The organism is Phenylobacterium sp. RIFCSPHIGHO2_01_FULL_69_31 (assembly GCF_001824475.1).
Taxonomy (GTDB): domain Bacteria; phylum Pseudomonadota; class Alphaproteobacteria; order Caulobacterales; family Caulobacteraceae; genus Phenylobacterium.
The window spans coordinates 130,797-150,153 of sequence record NZ_MHXN01000033.1; the positions used below are offsets into that span (position 1 = coordinate 130,797).

At 70.4% G+C, this 19,357-nt stretch carries 21 protein-coding genes; 10 read left to right on the forward strand and 11 right to left on the reverse strand.

Annotation, left to right across the window (positions count from 1 at the left end; translation table 11 throughout):
- Positions 1-24: 24 nt before the first annotated feature.
- On the reverse strand, positions 25-1,992 hold the full coding sequence (locus A2790_RS18140) for a PAS domain-containing sensor histidine kinase (RefSeq protein ID WP_293394499.1): 1,968 nt from the start codon (positions 1,990-1,992) through the stop codon (positions 25-27).
- Between the two features lie 186 nt (positions 1,993-2,178).
- Here A2790_RS18140 and ettA point away from each other — a divergent pair, with 186 nt between their 5' ends.
- Positions 2,179-3,846, forward strand: coding sequence for an energy-dependent translational throttle protein EttA (gene ettA / locus A2790_RS18145; protein WP_068876436.1), 1,668 nt, complete (start codon positions 2,179-2,181; stop codon positions 3,844-3,846).
- A 20-nt stretch (positions 3,847-3,866) separates the two neighbouring features.
- On the opposite strand, the gene A2790_RS18150 is transcribed toward ettA, so the two are convergent.
- Positions 3,867-4,370, reverse strand: a complete 504-nt coding sequence (locus A2790_RS18150) for a hypothetical protein (RefSeq protein WP_293394504.1) — start codon at positions 4,368-4,370, stop codon at positions 3,867-3,869.
- A gap of 82 nt (positions 4,371-4,452) precedes the next feature.
- Here A2790_RS18150 and A2790_RS18155 point away from each other — a divergent pair, with 82 nt between their 5' ends.
- The 6 genes from A2790_RS18155 (at position 4,453) to A2790_RS18180 (ending at position 11,654) form a co-directional block, all read left to right on the forward strand.
- Positions 4,453-5,424 carry a metalloregulator ArsR/SmtB family transcription factor gene (locus A2790_RS18155; RefSeq protein WP_293394507.1) on the forward strand — a complete coding sequence of 324 codons (972 nt, stop codon included), beginning with the start codon at positions 4,453-4,455 and terminating at the stop codon, positions 5,422-5,424.
- Complete coding sequence (gene metF / locus A2790_RS18160; protein WP_293394510.1) at positions 5,421-6,353, forward strand: methylenetetrahydrofolate reductase [NAD(P)H]; 933 nt, start codon at positions 5,421-5,423, stop codon at positions 6,351-6,353. The genes A2790_RS18155 and metF overlap by 4 nt, the downstream gene beginning before the upstream one ends.
- Positions 6,350-7,411, forward strand: a complete 1,062-nt coding sequence (locus A2790_RS18165) for a homocysteine S-methyltransferase family protein (RefSeq protein WP_293394513.1) — start codon at positions 6,350-6,352, stop codon at positions 7,409-7,411. Before metF ends, A2790_RS18165 begins: the two co-directional genes overlap by 4 nt.
- A complete protein-coding gene (locus tag A2790_RS18170; protein WP_293394516.1) occupies positions 7,411-7,875 on the forward strand; it encodes a DUF6882 domain-containing protein in 465 nt (154 codons plus the stop codon). Before A2790_RS18165 ends, A2790_RS18170 begins: the two co-directional genes overlap by 1 nt.
- Entirely contained in the window at positions 7,875-10,523 is a 2,649-nt protein-coding gene (metH, locus tag A2790_RS18175) for a methionine synthase (RefSeq protein ID WP_293394519.1), read from the forward strand. Before A2790_RS18170 ends, metH begins: the two co-directional genes overlap by 1 nt.
- A gap of 225 nt (positions 10,524-10,748) precedes the next feature.
- On the forward strand, positions 10,749-11,654 hold the full coding sequence (locus A2790_RS18180) for a phytanoyl-CoA dioxygenase family protein (protein WP_293394522.1): 906 nt from the start codon (positions 10,749-10,751) through the stop codon (positions 11,652-11,654).
- A 183-nt stretch (positions 11,655-11,837) separates the two neighbouring features.
- On the opposite strand, the gene A2790_RS18185 is transcribed toward A2790_RS18180, so the two are convergent.
- Entirely contained in the window at positions 11,838-13,922 is a 2,085-nt protein-coding gene (locus A2790_RS18185) for a winged helix-turn-helix domain-containing protein (protein ID WP_293394525.1), read from the reverse strand.
- A gap of 129 nt (positions 13,923-14,051) precedes the next feature.
- Between A2790_RS18185 and A2790_RS18190 the strand changes: the two genes are divergently transcribed.
- Positions 14,052-14,456, forward strand: a complete 405-nt coding sequence (locus tag A2790_RS18190; protein WP_293394528.1) for a UrcA family protein — start codon at positions 14,052-14,054, stop codon at positions 14,454-14,456.
- A gap of 98 nt (positions 14,457-14,554) precedes the next feature.
- Here A2790_RS18190 and A2790_RS18195 read toward each other — a convergent pair whose 3' ends face one another.
- The 5 genes from A2790_RS18195 to A2790_RS18215 form a co-directional block, all read right to left on the reverse strand.
- A complete protein-coding gene (locus A2790_RS18195; RefSeq protein ID WP_293394531.1) occupies positions 14,555-14,884 on the reverse strand; it encodes a hypothetical protein in 330 nt (109 codons plus the stop codon).
- Entirely contained in the window at positions 14,881-15,093 is a 213-nt protein-coding gene (locus tag A2790_RS18200) for a hypothetical protein (protein ID WP_293394534.1), read from the reverse strand. Before A2790_RS18200 ends, A2790_RS18195 begins: the two co-directional genes overlap by 4 nt.
- 217 nt (positions 15,094-15,310) lie before the next feature.
- A complete protein-coding gene (locus A2790_RS18205) occupies positions 15,311-15,538 on the reverse strand; it encodes a hypothetical protein (RefSeq protein ID WP_293394537.1) in 228 nt (75 codons plus the stop codon).
- 42 nt (positions 15,539-15,580) lie between these two features.
- Positions 15,581-15,844 carry a DksA/TraR family C4-type zinc finger protein gene (locus tag A2790_RS18210; protein WP_293394540.1) on the reverse strand — a complete coding sequence of 88 codons (264 nt, stop codon included), beginning with the start codon at positions 15,842-15,844 and terminating at the stop codon, positions 15,581-15,583.
- A 136-nt stretch (positions 15,845-15,980) separates the two neighbouring features.
- Positions 15,981-16,418, reverse strand: coding sequence for an organic hydroperoxide resistance protein (locus A2790_RS18215; protein ID WP_293394543.1), 438 nt, complete (start codon positions 16,416-16,418; stop codon positions 15,981-15,983).
- 115 nt (positions 16,419-16,533) lie between these two features.
- On the opposite strand from A2790_RS18215, the gene A2790_RS18220 reads away from it, so the two are divergent.
- Positions 16,534-16,992 carry a MarR family transcriptional regulator gene (locus tag A2790_RS18220; RefSeq protein ID WP_293394546.1) on the forward strand — a complete coding sequence of 153 codons (459 nt, stop codon included), beginning with the start codon at positions 16,534-16,536 and terminating at the stop codon, positions 16,990-16,992.
- On the opposite strand, the gene A2790_RS18225 is transcribed toward A2790_RS18220, so the two are convergent.
- The 3 genes from A2790_RS18225 to A2790_RS18235 are packed head-to-tail and all read right to left on the reverse strand — an operon-like array spanning position 16,989 to position 18,682.
- A complete protein-coding gene (locus tag A2790_RS18225; RefSeq protein ID WP_293394549.1) occupies positions 16,989-17,390 on the reverse strand; it encodes a YciI family protein in 402 nt (133 codons plus the stop codon). The two genes, A2790_RS18220 and A2790_RS18225, sit on opposite strands and share 4 nt — an antisense overlap.
- Before the next feature lie 30 nt (positions 17,391-17,420).
- Positions 17,421-18,362, reverse strand: a complete 942-nt coding sequence (locus tag A2790_RS18230) for a mechanosensitive ion channel family protein (protein WP_293394552.1) — start codon at positions 18,360-18,362, stop codon at positions 17,421-17,423.
- Positions 18,363-18,397: 35 nt separating this feature from the next.
- On the reverse strand, positions 18,398-18,682 hold the full coding sequence (locus tag A2790_RS18235; protein WP_293394555.1) for a hypothetical protein: 285 nt from the start codon (positions 18,680-18,682) through the stop codon (positions 18,398-18,400).
- Between the two features lie 128 nt (positions 18,683-18,810).
- Between A2790_RS18235 and A2790_RS18240 the strand changes: the two genes are divergently transcribed.
- The gene (locus tag A2790_RS18240; protein ID WP_293394558.1) at positions 18,811-19,341 is read left to right on the forward strand and encodes a DUF1993 domain-containing protein; all 531 of its coding nucleotides are present in this window, start codon (positions 18,811-18,813) and stop codon (positions 19,339-19,341) included.
- Positions 19,342-19,357: the final 16 nt, after the last annotated feature.

The window sequence follows — 19,357 nt, forward strand, 5'->3', positions numbered from 1 at the left end:
GGCGCCCTTCCCGCGGCATTTTCCTCAGACACCCGCCCCGCCGCGCGCGCGGCGCTCCGCCTCCAGGTTCACGAGCTTGCTCGCCTCGCGCACCGCCAGCCGCTCGGACAGGGCCCGGCTCAGCTCGGCCAGCTTGTAGGGCTTGCGCAGGATCGGGAACTCGTCGCCGATCCGGGCCGCCGCCTCGCTGTAGCCCGTCGCCAGCAGGATCGGCACGTGGGGGAAGGCCTCCCGCACCCGCCGCGCCATCCCCAGGCCGTCGGGATCGCCGGCCATCACGATATCGCTGAAGATCAGGTCCGGCGTCTCGCCGGTGGCCAGCGCGCCGAGCGCCGCCGCGCCGCTGGAGACGGTGCGCACCTCGTGCCCCAGCTCTTCCAGCATCCGCGCCGCCACGTCGGCCACGTCGGGGTTGTCCTCCACGAGCAGGATCCGCGCGCTGGAGGCCGGCGGAAGGGGCGCATCGTCCGCCAGCGGCCGCGGCGCCCGGTCGGCGCGGGGCAGGTAGAGGGTAAAGCGGGTCCCCTGGCCCAGCTCGCTGTCGACCGTCACATGGCCCCCCGACTGCTGGGCGAAGCCGAACACCTGGGACAGGCCGAGGCCCGTGCCCTTGTCCACGTCCTTGGTCGTGAAGAACGGGTCGAAGATGCGGGGAAGGATGTCGGGGGCGATCCCCGTTCCGCTGTCCTGCAGCGTGACCGCCACGAAGTCGCCGGTCAGGTCGCCGGGGCCGGAGCCGTCCAGCGTCACGTTCTCGGCTTCGATCGACAGCGATCCGCCGCCCGGCATGGCGTCCCGCGCGTTGACGGCGAGGTTCAGCAACGCCAGCTCGAGCTCGCCGATGTCCACCGTCACCGGCCAGAGGCCCTCGGGCAGGTCCAGGTCGAGCCGGACGGCGGGCGGCAGGCTGGTGGACAGGAGCTCGCGCAGGCCGTCGGCGCGCTCGGGCAGGGCGGTGGGCGACAGCACCAGCCGCTGGCGGCGCGAGAACGACAACAGGGCCCGGGTCAGGTCCTCGCCGCGCCGGGCGGAGGTTTCGATGGCGTCCAGCGCCCGCAGCGCGCGGGCGTCGTCGCCGACCTTGCGCCGCAGCAGCTGGGCCTGGCCGCTGACCACCATCAGCAGGTTGTTGAAGTCGTGGGCCACCCCGCCGGTCAGCTTGCCCAGCGCCTCAAGCTTCTGGGCCTGGGCCAACTGCTCGTGGGCGCGCTGCAGCTCCAGCTCGGCCTGCCGCTTTTCGGTGATGTCGCGGGTGATCTTGGCGAACCCGACGAGGGCGCCGGTCTCGTCCTTGATCGCGTCGATGATCACCAGGGCCCAGAAGGGGCTGCCGTCCTTGCGCACGCGCCAGCCCTCGGCCTCGTAGCGGCCCTGCGCGGCGGCCGTGGCCAGCGCCCGGTCCGGCGCGCCGGCCGCGCGCTCCTCATCGGTATAGAAGACGCTGAAATGCCGTCCGACGATCTCATCGACCGCGTAGCCCTTGATGTTCTGGGCGCCGGTGTTCCAGTTGGTCACGACGCCGTGCGGATCCAGCATGAAGATCGCGTAGTCGACCACCCCGGACACCAGCAGGCGGAACTGGCGCTCGCTGGCCGCCAGGGCCTCCTGCGCCGCCTTCCGCTCGGTCATGTCGCGGGTGACCTTGGCATAGCCGACCAGCGTTCCGTCCGGGTCGCGGATCGCGTGGAGCGTGCCCAGGGCCCAGAAGCGGCTGCCGTCCTTGCGCAGGCGCCACCCCTCCACCTCGACCCGCCCGTCGCGGGCGGCGCGCTGCAGGATGTCTTGCGGCACGCCGGCGGCGCGGTCCTCGGGGGTGAAGAACTCGGAGAACGAGCGTCCGCGGATCTCGGCGGCGTCATAGCCCTTCAGCCGCCGCGCGCCGGTGTTCCAGCTGGCGACGCAGCCTTCGGGGTCCAGCATGTAGATGGCATAATCGGACACGGCGTCCACGAGGTAGTGGAGCGCAGGTTCCGTCTGGATTGGTCCGCTCATAAGGCGTCCCAGCGGATCGCCAGGCGGTTCATCGCCCCCATCGACGCACACCCGTCACCTTTCCCCGTCCCCGAGCATGGCGAACGCGCAAACCCGCCGGAGGTTCCGGCGTTGCGCCGGGCCGCCCGCACCGCTATCTGCTCGCCCGAATTCCCCATACCTCGAACGAGCGAGTGCGGACGCCCCATGGCGCAGCAGTATATCTTCCAGATGCAGGGCCTGACCAAGGCCTATCCCGGCGGCAAGAAGGTGTTCGAGAACATCTGGCTGTCGTTCTACTCCGACGCCAAGATCGGTGTGGTCGGGGTCAACGGCTCGGGCAAGTCGACCCTGCTGAAGATCATGGCCGGGATCGACAAGGAATTCTCGGGCGAAGCCAAGGCCGCCGACGGCGTGAAGATGGGCTACCTGGAGCAGGAGCCCCAGCTCGACGAGCAGCTCAACGTCTGGGGCAACGTGATCTCCTGGTGCGAAGAGAAGAAGATCTTCGACCGCTACAACCAGATCGCGGCCGAGCTGGGCGAGAACTATACCGACGAGCTGATGGAGGAGATGACCGCCCTCCAGGAGAAGATCGACGCGGGCGACCTTTGGGACATCGATTCCAAGATCGAGATGGCCATGGACGCCCTGCGCTGCCCGCCCAACGACTGGCCGGTGGACAAGCTCTCGGGCGGTGAGAAGCGCCGGATCGCGCTCGCCCGCCTGCTGCTCAGCAAGCCCGACATGCTGCTGCTGGACGAGCCGACCAACCACCTGGACGCCGAGAGCGTGGCCTGGCTGCAGCACCACCTGGAAGCCTTCCCGGGCTGCGTGATCCTGGTCACCCACGACCGCTACTTCCTGGACCAGGTGACCAAGTGGACCCTGGAACTCGATCGCGGCAAGGGCATCCCCTACGAGGGCAACTACTCCGGCTGGCTGGAGCAGAAGACCAAGCGCATCGTCCAGGAGCAGTCCGAGAGCGAGGCCCGCCAGCGCGCCATGACCCGCGAGCTGGAATGGGTGCGGTCGGGCGCCAAGGCCCGTCAGGCCAAGTCGAAGGCGCGTCTGGCGCGCTACGACGAGATGGTCCGCGAGCAGGAGAACGCCCGCCAGGCCCAGACCACCGCCGCCATCCAGATCCCGCCGGGCCCGCGCCTAGGCAATGTGGTGCTGGAGGCCAACGGCCTCTCCAAGGCCTATGGCGACAAGGTCCTGTTCGAAGACCTGACCTTCAAGCTGCCGCCGAACGGCATCGTGGGCGTCATCGGCCCGAACGGCGCCGGCAAGTCGACGCTGTTCAAGATCATCACCGGCCAGGAACAGCCCGACGGCGGCACCTTCCGCGTCGGCGAGACGGTGAAGCTGTCGTACGTGGACCAGAGCCGCGACGCGCTGGATCCCAACAAGACCGTCTGGCAGGAGATCAGCCAGGGCCTGGACGTGCTGGCCGTGGGCAAGCGCGAGATCAACACCCGCAGCTATGTCGGCTCGTTCAACTTCCGCGGCGGCGACCAGCAGAAGAAGGTCGGCCAGCTCTCGGGCGGTGAGCGCAACCGGGTCCACCTGGCCAAGACGCTGACCGAGGGCGGCAACGTCATCCTGCTCGACGAACCGACCAACGACCTGGACATCGAGACGCTGCAGAACCTGGAAGAGGCGCTGGAGGAATTCGCCGGCTGCGCCGTGGTCATCAGCCACGACCGCTGGTTCCTGGACCGCCTGGCCACCCACATCCTCGCCTTCGAAGGCGACAGCCACGTCGAGTGGTTCGAGGGGAACTTCGAAGCCTACGAAGAGGACAAAAAGCGCCGCCTGGGCGCCGACAGCCTGATCCCCCACCGGATCAAGTTCCACAAGTTCACGCGGTAGGGCGAGCCTCCCGCCCGCGATCAAGCCTCCGCGAGGAAGGCCTCGATCTCGCGGTCGCTGCGCAGGCGGGCGATGCGGGCGTGGCCGCCGTGCTGGGCGAGGGCGGCTTCGAGCTTCGGCCGCACCTGTCGGTCGTAGGTCCAGATGAAGTGATAGAACTTGAGATCGATGGTCTCGCGGCAGCCGGCGGCCATGTCGGGCCGTTCGCCCTCCCGGTACTGAAAGACGCGCCGGATCGCCCGGAACAGGCATAGCCATCGGGGCTGGTCGACCCAGACGATGGTGTCGGCGAGCGGCATCCGCAGATCCCAGGAGCCGCCGAAATTGCCGTCGCAGACCCAGGCGGGCGCCGCCAGGGCGGCGGCCACGCGGCCTCGGAACTCATCGTCGTCGCTCTCGACCCAGCCAGGCTTCCAGAACAGGACGTCGAGGTGGATCACCGGCAAGCTGAGCCTCTCGCCCAGCCGCCGCGCCAGGGTGGACTTGCCGGCGCCCGAGTTTCCGATGATCAGCACGCGGCGCATGGGCTCTCCCCGGTCCCCGTGGCGGACGAAGCTTGCCGCCATTCACTTGACGTTAGCACGTATAAAGATATCTTTATGTGCAATGACGCTTTCGGCGAAACAGGCGGTGGATGTGCTGCGCGCGGCGGGCGAGCCGACGCGGCTGCGCATCCTAGCGCTCCTGCAGCGCGAGGAACTCGCGGTGCTCGAGCTGTGCCGCGTTCTGGACCAGAGTCAGCCGCGCGTTTCAAGACATCTGAAGCTGCTGGCCGAGGCGGGGCTGGTGGAGCGGTTTCCCGATGGCGCCTGGGTCTTCTACCGCCTGACCGGCGCGGGCCGGCAGTGCGAGGTGGTCGCCGAGGTGCTCGCGCGGATCAATCCCGACGACCCGGGGCTGGCCCGCGACCGGCGCAAGCTGGACGACGTGCAGGCCGAACGCGCCGACGCGGCCCAGGCCTATTTCGCCGAGAACGCCGTCCATTGGGACCGGATCCGGTCGCTGTACGTCTCCGATGCGGACGTGGAGGCCGAGATCCTGCGGGCGGCGGGGTCGGGGCGTTTCCGGCGCATGGTCGACCTGGGCGCCGGCACCGGCCGGATGCTGACCCTGCTGGCCGGCCAGGCGGACCACGCCCTGGGCCTCGATCTCTCCCAGCAGATGCTGAACATCGCCCGGCGCAACGTGACGGAGGCTGGCCTCACCCACGTGGAGCTGCGCCACGGGGACATCTTCGACACCCGCCTGCCCGACGCCAGCGCCGACCTGGTGGTCGTCCACCAGGTGCTGCACTACCTGGGCGACCCGGCGGCGGCGGTGAAGGAAGCGGCGCGCATCGTCGCCCCCGACGGGCGGCTGATCATCGTCGACTTCGCGCCGCACAAGCACGAGTTCCTGCGCGAGCAGCACCAGCATCGCCGCCTGGGATTCTCGGATGACGAGATGGCCCGCTGGCTGGCCGAGGCGGAGCTGCCCCAGGTGGGGCTGCGGGCCCTGCCGCCGACCCGAGCCGACGGGCTGACCGTGAAGATCTGGGCTGCGCAGCGCGCGCCCACCGTCTTGAGGAGCGCCGCATGAGCCCCGCCCAGACTGCCTTGGGGCCCGTGGCCCGCGCCGGCGTGGGCGGCCAGCCGCGTCCCGGCGTATCGTTCGAGTTCTCGCCCCCTAAGACGGCCGAGGCCGAGGAGAACCTGTGGGCGGCCATCCGCAGGCTCGAGCCCCTGGCGCCGACCTTCGTCTCGGTGACCTACGGCGCCGGCGGCTCCACCCGGGACCGGACGCACCGGACGGTGCTGCGGATGCTGAAGGAGACCACGCTGAAGCCGGCCGCGCACCTGACCTGCGTGGAGGCGACCCGCGGCGAGGTCGACGAGGTGATCCGGGACTACTGGGCCTCGGGCATCCGCCACATCGTGGCCCTGCGCGGCGACCCGCCCGGCCAGATCGGCGGGGTCTATACGCCGCGGGCCGACGGCTATCGCAACGCCACCGAACTGACCGCCGGCATCAAGGCGATCGGCGACTTCGAGGTCAGCGTCGGCCTCTATCCGCACGTGCATCCCGAGAGCAGCGGGATCGACCACGACATCGACGTGCTGAAGGCCAAGATCGACGCGGGCGCCACGCGGGCGATCACCCAGTTCTTCTTCGACGTGGACGGCTTCCTGCGGTTCATGGACCGGGTGCGGAAGGCGGGCGTGGCCATCCCGATCTCGCCGGGCATCATGCCGGTGACCAACTATGCCGGGCTGAAGAAGATGTCGGGCCCGATCGGCATCGAATTGCCTGGCTGGCTCGGCAACCTGTTCGAGGGGCTGGACAAGGACCCGGAGACGCGCCGGCTGATCGCCGCCTCGGTGGCCTCCGAGATGTGCGCCCGGCTGGCCGAGGAAGGCTTCGGCGACTTCCATTTCTACACGCTCAACCGCGCGGACCTGACCTACGCCATCTGCCGGATCCTGGGCGTGCGCGAGACCCCACCCGAACCGAAGGAAGCTGCGGCATGACTCGCCAGGAACGCATCGCGGCGCTCAAGGCCGCGGCCAAGGAACGGGTGCTGATCCTCGACGGCTCGTGGGGGGTGATGATCCAGAAGCGCGGACTGGCCGAAGCGGACTACCGCGGCGACCGGTTCAAGGACGCGCCCGGCCAGCTGAAGGGCAACAACGACCTGCTCTGCATCACCCGGCCGGACATCATCTCCGACCTGCACGACCAGTATTTCGCCGCCGGCGCCGATATCTCCGAGACGAACACCTTCTCGGCCACGACCATCGGCCAGGCGGAGTACGGCATGGAAGCGGCCGTGCGCGACATCAACCTTGAGGGCGCGCGGATCGCCCGCGAGGTCGCCGACCGCTGGACCGCCCGGGAGCCGGACAAGCCGCGCTTTGTCGCCGGCTCCATCGGCCCGCTGCCGGTGATGCTGTCCATGAGCTCGGACGTGAACGATCCCGGCGCGCGCAAGGTGACCTTCGACCAGGTCTACGAGGCCTACGTGGAGCAGGTGCGGGCGCTGCACGAGGGCGGGGTCGACCTGTTCCTGGTGGAGACCATCACCGACACCCTGAACTGCAAGGCCGCGATCAAGGCGATCCTGGACCTGGCGGACGAGGGCTACGAGGAACTGCCGATCTGGATCTCGGGCACGATCACCGACCGGTCGGGCCGCACGCTGTCGGGCCAGACCGTGGAGGCGTTCTGGAATTCGGTGCGCCACGCCAAGCCGTTCGCCGTGGGCCTGAACTGCGCTCTGGGCGCCGACCTGATGCGGCCGCACATCGCCGACCTGGCGCGGGTGGCCGACACCCTGGTCTCGGCCTATCCCAACGCGGGCCTGCCCAACGCCATGGGCGAGTACGACGAGCAGCCGCACCAGACCAGCCATGAGCTGCACGAGTGGGCCGAGCATGGCCTGGTCAACATCCTGGGCGGCTGCTGCGGCACCACGCCGGACCACATCCGCCACGTGGCCGATGCGGTGCGGGGGCTGAAGCCGCGGCAGGTCCCCGAACGCCCGAAGGCCATGCGCCTGGCGGGCCTGGAACCCTTCGAGATCGCCTGATGAAAGCCCCCGACTGGTACGACGCGTGGTGCGAGGAAGCGTTCGCGACCTTCACCGCCAAGCAGAAGCGCATGGACGAGACGCACCGTCTCGCCGCGTGGGCCCGCTATGATTACGACGCCGCCGCCTGCACCCTGACGTTCTCGGACGAGGCCGGCCCCCGGGTCGTGGCCGACATCCAGGTCGTCGGCACGATCGGCGGCCAGGACTGGATGTGGGGCTGGGCCAACGGCAACTGGCCGGCCCAGAGCACCGAAGCCATGCGCCAGGTCCGCCAGTTCGGCCTCGACAACGGCATCGAGGAGCTGGCGACGGACGTGCTCACGAGCGACGACCTGCCGGGCCTGGGCTGGATGCTGGCCGCCATCTCGGCCCGCGTCCTCGAGGCCGAGGGCGCCTATCGCGCGCCGTCCGGCGCCGGCGCGGTCTACCTGCTGATCCGATCCCTCAAGTCTGTGAGCTGATGCGCCCCACCTTCATCAATGTCGGCGAGCGGACCAACGTCACCGGCTCGGCCAAATTCCGGAAGCTGGTGGCCGAGGGGAACTATCCCGAAGCCCTGTCGGTCGCGCGCCAGCAGGTCGAGGCCGGGGCCCAGGTCATCGACGTCAATATGGACGAAGGCCTGCTCGATTCCGTGAACGCCATGAAAACGTTCCTGAATCTGATCGCGGCCGAGCCGGACATCGCGCGGGTGCCGGTGATGATCGATTCCTCCAAGTGGGAGGTGATCGAGGCCGGGCTGAAGTGCGTCCAGGGCAAGGCGATCGTCAATTCGATCTCGATGAAGGAAGGCGAGGCCAAGTTCCTGGAGCAGGCCCGGGCGTGCCTGCGCTATGGCGCCGCCGTCGTGGTCATGGCCTTCGACGAGGTGGGGCAGGCCGACACGGCGGACCGGAAGGTCGAGATCTGCAAGCGGGCCTACGACCTGCTGGTAGAGAAGGTGGGTTTCCCGCCCGAGGACATCATCTTCGATCCCAATATCTTCGCGGTCGCCACGGGGATCGAGGAGCATGACAACTATGCCGTTGATTTCATCGAGGCGACCCGGCGGATAAAGGCCCTCTGCCCCTACGCCCGCATCTCCGGCGGGGTCTCCAACGTCAGCTTCAGCTTCCGCGGCAACGAGCCGGTGCGGCGGGCGATCCACTCGGTGTTCCTGTACCACGCCATCGCCGCGGGCATGGACATGGGCATCGTCAACGCCGGGGACCTGCCCGTCTACGACGACATCCCCGAGGAGCTGCGCGAGGCGGTGGAGGACGTGATCCTCAACCGGCCCCAGCGCACCAACATCTCCAACACCGAGCGCCTGGTCGAGCTGGCCCCCAAGTACAAGGGCGGCAAGTCGCAGGCCAAGGGCCCCGACCTGGCCTGGCGCGACCAGCCGGTGGCCGGCCGCCTGGCCCACGCCCTGGTCCACGGCATCACCGAGTACATCGAGGCCGACACCGAGGAGGCGCGGCTGGCCGCCGAGCGCCCGCTGCACGTCATCGAAGGCCCGCTGATGGACGGGATGAACGTGGTCGGCGACCTGTTCGGCGCGGGCAAGATGTTCCTGCCCCAGGTGGTCAAGTCGGCCCGGGTGATGAAGCAGGCCGTGGCCTGGCTGATGCCGTTCATGGAGGCCGAGAAGGCCGGCAAGCCGCGCGAGCAGGCCGGCCGCATCCTGATGGCCACCGTCAAGGGCGACGTCCACGACATCGGCAAGAACATCGTCGGCGTCGTCCTGCAGTGCAACAACTACGAGGTCATCGACCTGGGCGTCATGGTCCCGGCCGACCGCATCCTGGACGAGGCGCAGAAGCATAAGGTCGACATCGTCGGCCTCTCCGGCCTGATCACCCCCAGCCTGGACGAGATGGTCTATGTGGCCTCCGAGATGGAGCGGCGCGGCATGACCATGCCCCTGCTGATCGGCGGCGCCACCACGTCGAAGACCCACACGGCGGTGAAGATCTCGCCCAAGTACCCCGCCGGCTCGACCACCTATGTGCTGGACGCCAGCCGCGCCGTGGGCGTGGTCTCGAACCTGCTCTCGGCCACCGAGAAGCCCAAGTTCCTGGCCGCCACCGCGGCCGACTACCAGAAGGTGCGCGAGCAGTTCGCCCGCGGCCAGGGGACCCGGGCCCGCGCCACGATCGGGGAGGCGCGCGACAACGCCTTCACCCCCGACTGGACGGCCTATGACCCGCCGAAGCCGACCTTCCTGGGGACCCGCGCCTTCGCCCCCTACGACCTGCCGGAGCTGCGCCGCCACATCGACTGGACGCCGTTCTTCGCCAGCTGGGAGCTGATCGGCCGCTATCCGGCGATCCTGGAGGACGACGTGGTCGGCAAGGCCGCCACCGACCTGTTCAAAGATGCGCAGGCGATGCTGGACCGCATCCTCCAGGAGGGGCTGCTCGAGGCCCGCGGGGTGGTCGGCTTCTGGCCCGCCAATTCCGACGGCGACGACATCGTGGTCTATGCCGACGAGACCCGCACGACCGAGCTCGCCCGCCTGCACACCCTGCGCCAGCAGATGCTGAAGACCGGCGAAGGCCAGGCCAACGTCGCCCTGGCCGACTTCGTGGCGCCGGTGGGGACGCGGCCCGACTACATCGGCGGCTTCGCGGTCACCGCCGGCCACGGCGAGCTGGAGCTGGCCAGGCGCTTCAAGGACGCCGGCGACGACTATTCGGCGATCCTGGCCACGGCCCTGGCCGACCGGCTGGCGGAGGCCTTCGCCGAGGCCCTGCACCGGCGCGTGCGCACCGAGCTCTGGGCTTACGCCCCGGAAGAGCCGTTCGACCTCGACCACCTGATCGGCGAGCAGTACCGCGGCATCCGCCCGGCGCCCGGCTATCCGGCCCAGCCCGACCACACCGAGAAGGCCACCCTGTTCCGCCTGCTGGACGCGACCGCCGCCACCGGCATGGAGCTGACCGAGAGCTACGCCATGACCCCGCCGGCGGCGGTCTCAGGCCTCTATTTCGCCCACCCCGAAAGCCACTACTTCGGCGTCGGCCGGATCGAGAAGGACCAGGTCGAGGACTATGCCCGCCGCAAGGGGTGGAGCGTGGGCGAGGCCGAACGGTGGCTGGCGCCGATCCTGAACTACGACGCGTAGGCCTCGCGCGCCGCAGGCGCTGTAGTTGGAACCGCAGAAGACGCAGAAGGCGCAGAAGAGCAGGGGCAGCCGAGGCTTTCTGCGTCGTCTGCGTTTTCTGCGGTTTGCCTGTTCGGCGCTGGGGCGCGGGGCGCTCTTGGCGGTGATCTTCCACCCGAAAGTTCGGGCGCGTGACTTCCGTGCGGGGAAGGCTGGCAGGGTGGGGCTGCCTGAAGGGAGCCGCCCATGCCTGCGCTCGCCCACCTGCCCGCCGACGCCCCGGCCGCCGAGATCCTGGCCGTGCTGGACCGCGACGGCGCCCTGCTCCTGGACGACGCCCTGCCGGCGGACGAGATCGACGCCCTGGTCGCCGAACTGCGGCCCTGGGTGGAGGCCACCGCCCCGGGGCGGGACAGCTTCACCGGCGCCCGGACCACCCGCACCGGGGCCCTCGTGGCCCGCTCGCCGCGCACGCGGCCGCTGGTGACGGACCCGCGCATCCTGGCCCTGTGCGACGCCGTGCTGACGCCCAACTGCCACCGGTATCAGCTGCACCTGGCCCAGCTCATCCGGATCATGCCGGGCGAGGTCGCCCAGGCGATCCACCGGGACCGCTGGGCCTGGGGCCGGCAGATGCCGGGCATCGAGCCGCAGGTGAACACCATCTGGGCGCTCACCGACTTCACCGCCGCCAACGGCGCGACCCAGGTGATCCCGGGCTCGCAAGCCTGGGACGACGACCGCAAGGCCGAGCCCGGCGAGATCGCCCGGGCCGAGATGGGGAAGGGCTCGGTGCTGGTCTATACGGGCACCGTCTTCCACGGCGGCGGGGCGAACGACAGCGCCGAGGACCGCTGGGGCCTCAACATCACCTATTCGCTGGGGTGGCTGCGGCAGGAGGAGAACATGTACCTCTCCTGCCCGCCGGACGCAGCGCGGACCCTGGCGCCCGAGCTCGCCGCCCTGGTGGGCTACGCCATGAGCAACTACGCCCTCGGCTACTACACCCCGCCCCTGCCGCCCGGCGAAGGCCCCGAAACCGTGCCGCCGGAGTACGCCCTGGGCGGCGATGCGGCGGCGGCCGGGAGCCTGGGCGGGGCGGAGCTGCTGGCGGAGGTGGTGGCCAGGGCGCGGAAGACGGAGGGGGTTTAGGGGGGCTCGCTCTGACTCCGAGGCGAGGTTGAGGAGGTCCGCTTCGAACCCCGGTGGACCGACCGCTGTGGCCGGATCCATCGCCAGCGGAGGTTCGGCTGGCTCCGGAGAGAGGCGCATTGGAGGGTAACGCGGGCTGCTTGGTCCGCGCACGGTCGGAGGCTTGCGGGGGAGGCAACGACCTCAGGATCCCTGGTCCCGCGCTGGGCCGAGGCGGATATGGCCCAGATCGATGGAGTCGGTCAGGTATTCGTTGAGGATCACGCCCGGCCGAGCCGCGGCTTGCAGACGGTACGCCAGGGGCCCTGGATCGCGCAGGCGCTTCCGCGGGCCGCCCCAGGGCTGGAACCAGAGCATCGGCGACGGGCGCGCGGCCGGGTCAAGGATGTAGATCCCATCGTTCGCGGGCGCCCAGGATTCGGACGGCCGAACCGGCCCCAACGGCCGCCAGGCGCCGTCGACCAGAGCGCCCACCATGTCGTCGCCCCGGCGCTGGCCGTAGAGGACGCCCGCGCCGCTCCGCTGCAACGTGCGCCATCCCGCGCCGCCTGGCACAGGGTGTGCCGCTCCCTGCGGCGAGACCGCCATCAGTCGGAAATCTTCCCCCCTGCGCTCGACGTAGAGCACCCGCTCGCCGGACGCGTCGAACGCCGGCATGCGTTTGTCGTGGCCGTCGTTGGTAAGCTGCTGCAGCTGCGAACCGTCGCGGCGCGCGGAGAAGATGTCGGCCCGCCGGCCCTGCACCGCCACGAAGACCACCCGCTGTCCGTCAGGAGACCAGCTCGGGTTGAACGTGTAGCTGCCGATCCGTGTGGTGACCCGGGTCGCGCGACCCTGAGGATCGGTGACCCAGATGTCGGCTGTGCCGCCGCGGTCGGAGACGTGCGCCAGGGAGCCGTCTGGGCCCTCGACGGTGTCCCAGTCGGCCGACTCCGTCACCACTCGCGAGCGGACCTCGCCCGAAGGGCTTAGGCCGACGAGACCGCTGCGCGGGCGCGACAGCTCCACGACGATGCCGCCGGTCGGGTCCGCGGACATGCGCATGAAGCTCGTGACTCCAAGACCCAGGCTTACGCGGTGCGACTCCCCGGGCTTGCGGACGTCGACGCGCCACAGGCCGAAAGCGCCGCCCCGGTTGGAGGCGTAGAACAGTTGGCGGCTGTCGGCGGCCCAGACAAAGCCGGCCGCTTTCCAGCCGTCGGAGGTCATCGAGCGCTCGCGCCCAGACCGCAGGTCGAGGACGACGATTTCGTCGGCCCCGATCAGAAGGCTTCGCCGGAACGCCAGGCGACGCCGGTCGGGCGAGACCTGCGGCTCGGCGTCGCCCAGCGCGTTCGGGGGCGGCGTGGTGAGGGCCCGGGCGGCGCCGGTCTCCACGTCGACAGCGTAGAGCCGCGCCTGGTCGCGGCCGGGCGACGTGTCGGCGATCACCACCGTGCGGTCGTCGAGCCAGGTTGGATGCGACTGGCTGGTGCGGCAGTCGGCCAATCGCCGCTCGCCGCCCCGCGGAACGACGGCGATCATCACCGTGCAGGTTCCATCAGCGGTCCAGCGGAGGAAGGCGATCCGAGCCCCATCGGCCGACCACGCCGGCGCGAAATCGTCCGCCGGACCAGAGGTGACAGGCGCCGGCTCGCCGCCGGCGACGGCGCGCAGATGGATATCCCGCTCGCCGGCTGGGCTCTCGCTGAAGGCATAGGCGACCTGCCGCCCGTCCGGCGACAGCGCCGGGAAGGTCTTGAAACTGCGCTCGGACGTCAGCGGCCGGAAATCTACCACCGTCCAGCCGGCCGGCCGCTGACTCCAGAGCCACGCGGCGGCGCCCAGGGTGACGACGGTGACAGCCGTGGCCGCGGCGATCCACGAAACCCGGCGAGGCTTCGACGCCGCTTCAGGCGACCCGACAGCGGCGGAAGGCGCGGCGTTGACCTGTAGCCGATAACCGACCGTGGGGATGGTCTCGAGCGCCACGCCGGGGTCGGAGGCCAACGCCTTGCGCAACTGCATGATGCAGCGGGTCAGCGCGTCTTCCGAGACGATCCGCCCACCCCAACAATGGAGGCCGAGCGTCTCGCGGCTGACAGCCGCGCCCAGTCCCCGATGCAGGGCGACCAGCACCTTCATCACGCGCGGCTCCAGCGTGCGTACGCCGTCGGGTCCTTCGATCTCCAGGTCGGGCGGCCGCACCTCGGTGGCGGAGACGCGGAATGGAGGCTCGAAGGCGAGGACGATCTCGGCGGGCGGACGGACGGCCGCATGCTCGTTCATCGGAAAATCCTCGGAAAACCATCAACTCCGGCCCCGCGCGGGCCCATGCCCAAGTCTCCGACAAAACCCAGGCCCCGACAAACGCGAACCCTGAGCGTGGTCTTCGGGGCCGACAGCTTCGGAGGTAACATGATGGTCCCTTGCACGATCGCCTGCCTGGCGCTGGTTTCGACCTCTGGCTTCGCGGCGTCTGCCGCGGCCGAAGAGGTGAAGGTTGCCGGCCAAAGGATCCGCTCGGTCGCAGTCAGCTATGAGCGCAGCGCGCTAACCGGCGCGGCCGCCGCCCACGACCTGCTGGCCCGCCTTAACGACGCTGCGTTCAAGGCCTGCGGCGGCGATCCGCGCCAACACTCCTTCTACCGGTCCACGCCAGACCTGGTGAAGGCGGTGTTCCGCAAATGCCAGAACGACGCCGTAGCCCGCGCAGTCGCCGAGGTGGGTTCGCCGCAGCTCGCGCAGCTCCACGCGGCCGGCATGGTCGGGGCGGGCCGGGATGGCGTCCGGCAAGCCAAGTCGTTCCAGGGCAGTCCGTGACCGCTTGCGGATCCCCTTCGCCGGTCGGGCGACTGACGCACTCACGCGTCTTCCGGGCATCCCAGATTCCCGGCCGGCCAGCGGGGCTGGGGCCAGGGTCAGTTGCGGTAGCGGGCGGCGAGGCGGCGGGCTTCGGCCTCGGTGAGGGTGGGCGGCCAGGCGAACTGCATGCGCCAGCGCATGCGGCTGCACGCCGGGCAGTTCCACTGGACGCGGCGGGCGACGTCGGCGAGGCGGGTGGCGTGGCCGCCGGACTTCAGCTCGTGCAGGCGGCGCAGGACCCGCTCAGGATCGTAGGTGCGCGACCAGGCGCAGGCGGCGCAGGCCAGCAGCAGGCGGCAGCCGGGATAGCGGGCGAAGTCGCCGATGGACGTGGCGCCGTCGGCGGGGATGGGGCGGAGCTGGCCAGGGACGGGGGTGCGGCTCACGGCCGGTCCTCCACCCGCCGCAGGACGCGCCAGCCGCCGGGGACGCGCTCGACCTCGAACCAGGCCGCGTCAGCGTCGGCGAAGGGCACCTGGTGGGGGTCGAACCAGAGCCATTTGCCCCGGCGGCTGCCCGGGCGGAGGAACCAGCGGTCGCGGCCGGGGCCGTCGATGCGGAGGCGTTCGAGCTTGACGGTGCGGCGTTCGGGCATGGTGAGAACATAACGCGAACATCAGCGCGGGAATCAAGCAACCTGGGGTGGGGTTGGATTGCGGAGCGCGGGGGGCGCGTAGCCGCAGGGGCGCGGGCAGAGGGCGGCGCGCGGGTTCGTTCCGGCTGGGGGCGGGGCGGGGCGGAAGCCACCTCCACCACTTCGTGGTCCCCCTCCCCCAGAGGGGGGGAGGAACTGCGGTGCGCTGGGCGGCGCCTCAGTGCGGGGGATCGGTGGCGGGGGTGCGGGCTTCGGAGGCTTCGGAGAGGGCGGCGTCGGCGGGCTTGCCCGCCTGGGCTTCGTCGCCGGCGGCTTGGCGGCTCTGCTCGTCCTGGACGACGGCGACGACGTCCTTGTTCTCGGAGGGCGTGGCGGCGCAGGCGGTAAGGGCAAGGCCTGCGAGGGCGGCGGCGATGGGGGCTTTAGGGGCGGGGGCGCGGGTCATGGAGGGGCGAACCCTCGGGCCGGGCGGAGGTTCCGGGGCGCCCTAACGGAGCTGGCTGTCCTTGCTGCCGCGGCGGTTGATCGTGGCGTGGACCACGCGGCGGTCGCGGTCAGACTGGCAGTCGATGCAGGTGTGGACGCCGGGCAGCGCCTGGCGGCGGGCCGGAGGGATCTCTTCGCCGCACTGGACGCAGTGGTCCGAGCCCTCGCCCGTGGGGAGGCGGGCGCGGGCGCCTTTGACGGCGTCGGTGATGGTGTCTTCGATCTGGTCGAGAACGGCGCCCTCGTGGGCCCAGCCGGTGGCCATGGACGGTCCTGGTTGCTGTGGAATGTCAGAGGCTTAGATGGGGGCCGGCGGGCGGGTTTCCAAGGGGCGGCTGCGGCCGGGGGCGTGGCCGGGGCCCTCCCTTCCGTCCTGGAACGAAAGGGAGGGCTGGGGCGGCTCAGGCGACGGTGAGCTTCACGTCGACGTTGCCGCGGGTGGCGTTGGAGTAGGGGCAGACCTGGTGGGCCTTGGCGACCAGGTCCTCGGCCGCGGCGCGGTCGAGGCCGGGCAGGGCGACCTCCAGGGCGATGTCGAGGCCGAAGCCGCCGGCGGCGCGCGGGCCGATGCCCACGTGGGCGGTGACCGTGGCGTCGGCCGGGACCTTGGGGCCGCCTTGGCTCGCCACGAACTTCATGGCGCCGATGAAGCAGGCCGCGTAGCCGGCCGCGAAGAGCTGTTCCGGATTGTTCCCCGCACCGCCGCCGCCGCCGAGCTCCTTCGGGGTGGCCAGGGCGACCGAGAGGCTGCCGTCGAGGGTGGCGGCCTGGCCGTCGCGGCCGCCGGTGGCGCGGGCGGCGGTGCGGTAGAGGACCTGGACGGGGCTGGGGGTGGACATCGGTGAGCTCCTTGCTGATTGCGTGAACGATTAGATCGTGGGCGATATAAATGGGCGAGAGGCGACGGCTGTCAATCCATTGCGATAAGATCGTGCGCGATTTATATTGACGGGCATGGACCGTACGCCCCCCGACCCACCGCTGAAGCTGGACGACTTCCTGTGCTTCGCCGTCTATTCGGCTGGGCACGCCTTCAACCGGCTGTACCGGCCGCTGCTGGACCGGCTGGGCCTGACCTATCCGCAGTACCTGGCGATGGTGGCGCTGTGGGAGGCGGACGACCGCACGGTGGGCGAGCTGGGCGAGCGGCTGGGGCTGGAATCCAACACCCTGACCCCGCTGCTGAAGCGGCTGCAGGCCATGGGGCTGGTCGACCGGGTGCGGGACGGGCGGGACGAACGGGTCGTGCGGCTGCGGCTGACCGACAAGGGCCGGGCGCTCGAGGGGCCGGCCTGCGCCGTGCCGGCGGAGCTGCTGGCGGCCTCGGGCCTGGACCTTTCGGCGGTGAAGCGGATCCGTGGCGAGCTGGCGGCGCTGAACGCGGCGCTGTCCCGGGCTGAGGCGGGGTCCTAGGGCCGGACCAAGGACAGGCCCGCGTCGGCGGCGGCCAGCGGAAGGTTCGGCTGGTAGAGCACGATCGGGCGGATCTCGTAGCTGGCGCTGGGGTTGGCGGCCTTGAGGTCGCGGGCCGCCTCGATGGCCGCCTCACGGGTGTCGGCCTGGATCACGTAGAAGCCCAGCAGGTGCTCCTTGGTCTCGGCGAACGGGCCATCGGTGACGAAGCCCCGGCCGGTCCCCTTGACGGTGGCCGCGAGCTCCGTCGCGCCCAGGCGGGCGGAGGGGCCCAGGCGGCCTTCGGCGGTGAGGCGGTCCCGGACCTGGCCAAGGTCGGCCATCAGGGCGTTGTCCTCCGCCTCGGTCAGGGCCTGGATCACGCCCTCCTCGTGATAGGCCAGGATGGCGTAGAGCATGGGCGGACCTCCTTCAGCGGCGGCGCGAGCCTAGGCGGAAGCGGCGTCGGATTCGAGGGGCTGCGCGGGCGGTTTCTTCGGGCGCACGTCGTCTCGGCACAGCTCCACCTGGTGCGGGTAGGGGATCATGATGCCCACGCGGTCGAAGGCCTCCTTGATCGCCTTCAGGAGGTCGAAGCGGGTGTCCATCCAGTCGTCCGGGGTGGCCCAGCAGCGGAGGGTGACGTTCATGGCGCTGTCGGCCGAGGCGGTGACCTTGGCCCAGGGTTCGGGCGTCTTCATCACCCGCGGCTCGGCGCGGGCGACCTCCAGCATGGTGTCGAGCGCCAGGTCCAGGTCGTCCTCGTAGTCGACGCCGAAGGTGAGCTCGATGCGGCGGCGGCCGGCCTGGCTGATGTTGACGATCATGTCGCCGAACACCTTGCCGTTGGGCATGTAGAGGGTGAGGCCGTCGTAGTCGACGATCTTGGTGTTGAAGAGGTCCATCCCCGAGACCCGGCCCTGGCGGCCGTTGAGCTCGACCCGATCGCCGGCGCGGTAGGGGCGCAGGAGGAGGATCATCACCCCGGCGGCGACATTGCCCAGCGTGCCCTGGAGGGCAAGGCCGATGGCGAGGGACGCCGCGCCCAGCACCGCCAGCACGGAGGTGGCCTGGACGCCCAGCTGCTGCAGCACGGCCACAAGGCCGATGGCCACCACCACGTACTTCACCAGGGTGGAGACGAAGGTCGCCAGCGTGCCGTCGGCGGGCTGGTGATGGTGCGGCAGGCGGGTCAGGGCCCGCTCGGCCACCCGGCCCAGGCGCTTGGCCAGCCACAGGGTCACCGCCAGGATCAGCAGGGCCACGATAAGGCGCATGGAGAAGGCGCCCAGCGTCGCCGCCAGGCTGCGCAGCATCACCGGATCGCCCGACAGCGCCATGCCGAGCGTGTCGAAGAAGGGGGCGACGGGGTCTTCGGTCTTGGGCGCCAAGCGGCCTCGCGGAGTCGTGGACGGGTCGGGCGGGATCAGGCCGACAGGCGGCGGCGGTTGGCGCGCACCTTGCGGCGGTAGAGGGCGACCGTGCGGCGGGGCGTCAGGTGCGAGGCGCCGGTCATGACGTCGATCCAGGCCTTGCCCTGGGCCTCGGCGGCGACGAGCATCTTCTCGGCCACCATCCGCTCGGCCTCGGCCGTGGCGGCGGCGCCGCCGGCGGCCAGCTTCAGGGTGCGCAGGGTCATCACGGTCGCGGCCTCGGCCCCGAGCTGCATCATCGACAGGTTCAGGCGGAACAGCGCGTTCGCATAGGTCATGGGAGCATGAACACGCAGCGCGGCCGTGCGATGCGCCGGCGTTAGAAAAAATCGATCCGGCCGCCGGGTTACCCGGGCGCCGGGGCGCGCCCATCTGAGCGCCTTCAACCTTCGCTTTGGAGTCCCTGATGGCCCTGTCGCTCTACGACGTCTCGATCCCCGGCTATGTGAACATGCTGAAGACGCTCACCGCCCTGCTCGAGAAGGCCGAGGCGCACGCGAAGGCGAGCGGCGTCGACCCGCAGACCTACCTCGCGGCCCGGATCGCGCCGGACATGCATCCCCTCACCAACCAGATCCAGCTGGCGAGCGATGCGGCGAAGGGCGGCGCGGCGCGGCTGGCCGGGATCGCCCCGCCCAGCATGCCCGACACCGAGACCACCTGGGCCGAGGTCAAGGACCGCGTGGCCAGGACCCTTGCCTTCGTGCAGTCGGTGGACCGGGCGGCGATCGACGGCGGCGACGAGAACCGCATCATCGAGCTGAAGACCCCGAACCAGACCTTCACCTTCACGGCGCGGGACTTCGTGCTGCAGTTCTCGCTGCCGAACTTCCACTTCCACGTGGTGATGGCCTACGCCCTCCTGCGCCAGCAAGGCGTGCCGCTGGGCAAGCTGGATTTCCTGACGGGCGGCGGACAGCGGCTGCAGGCGGCCTGACGCCCTGCGGGTCCAG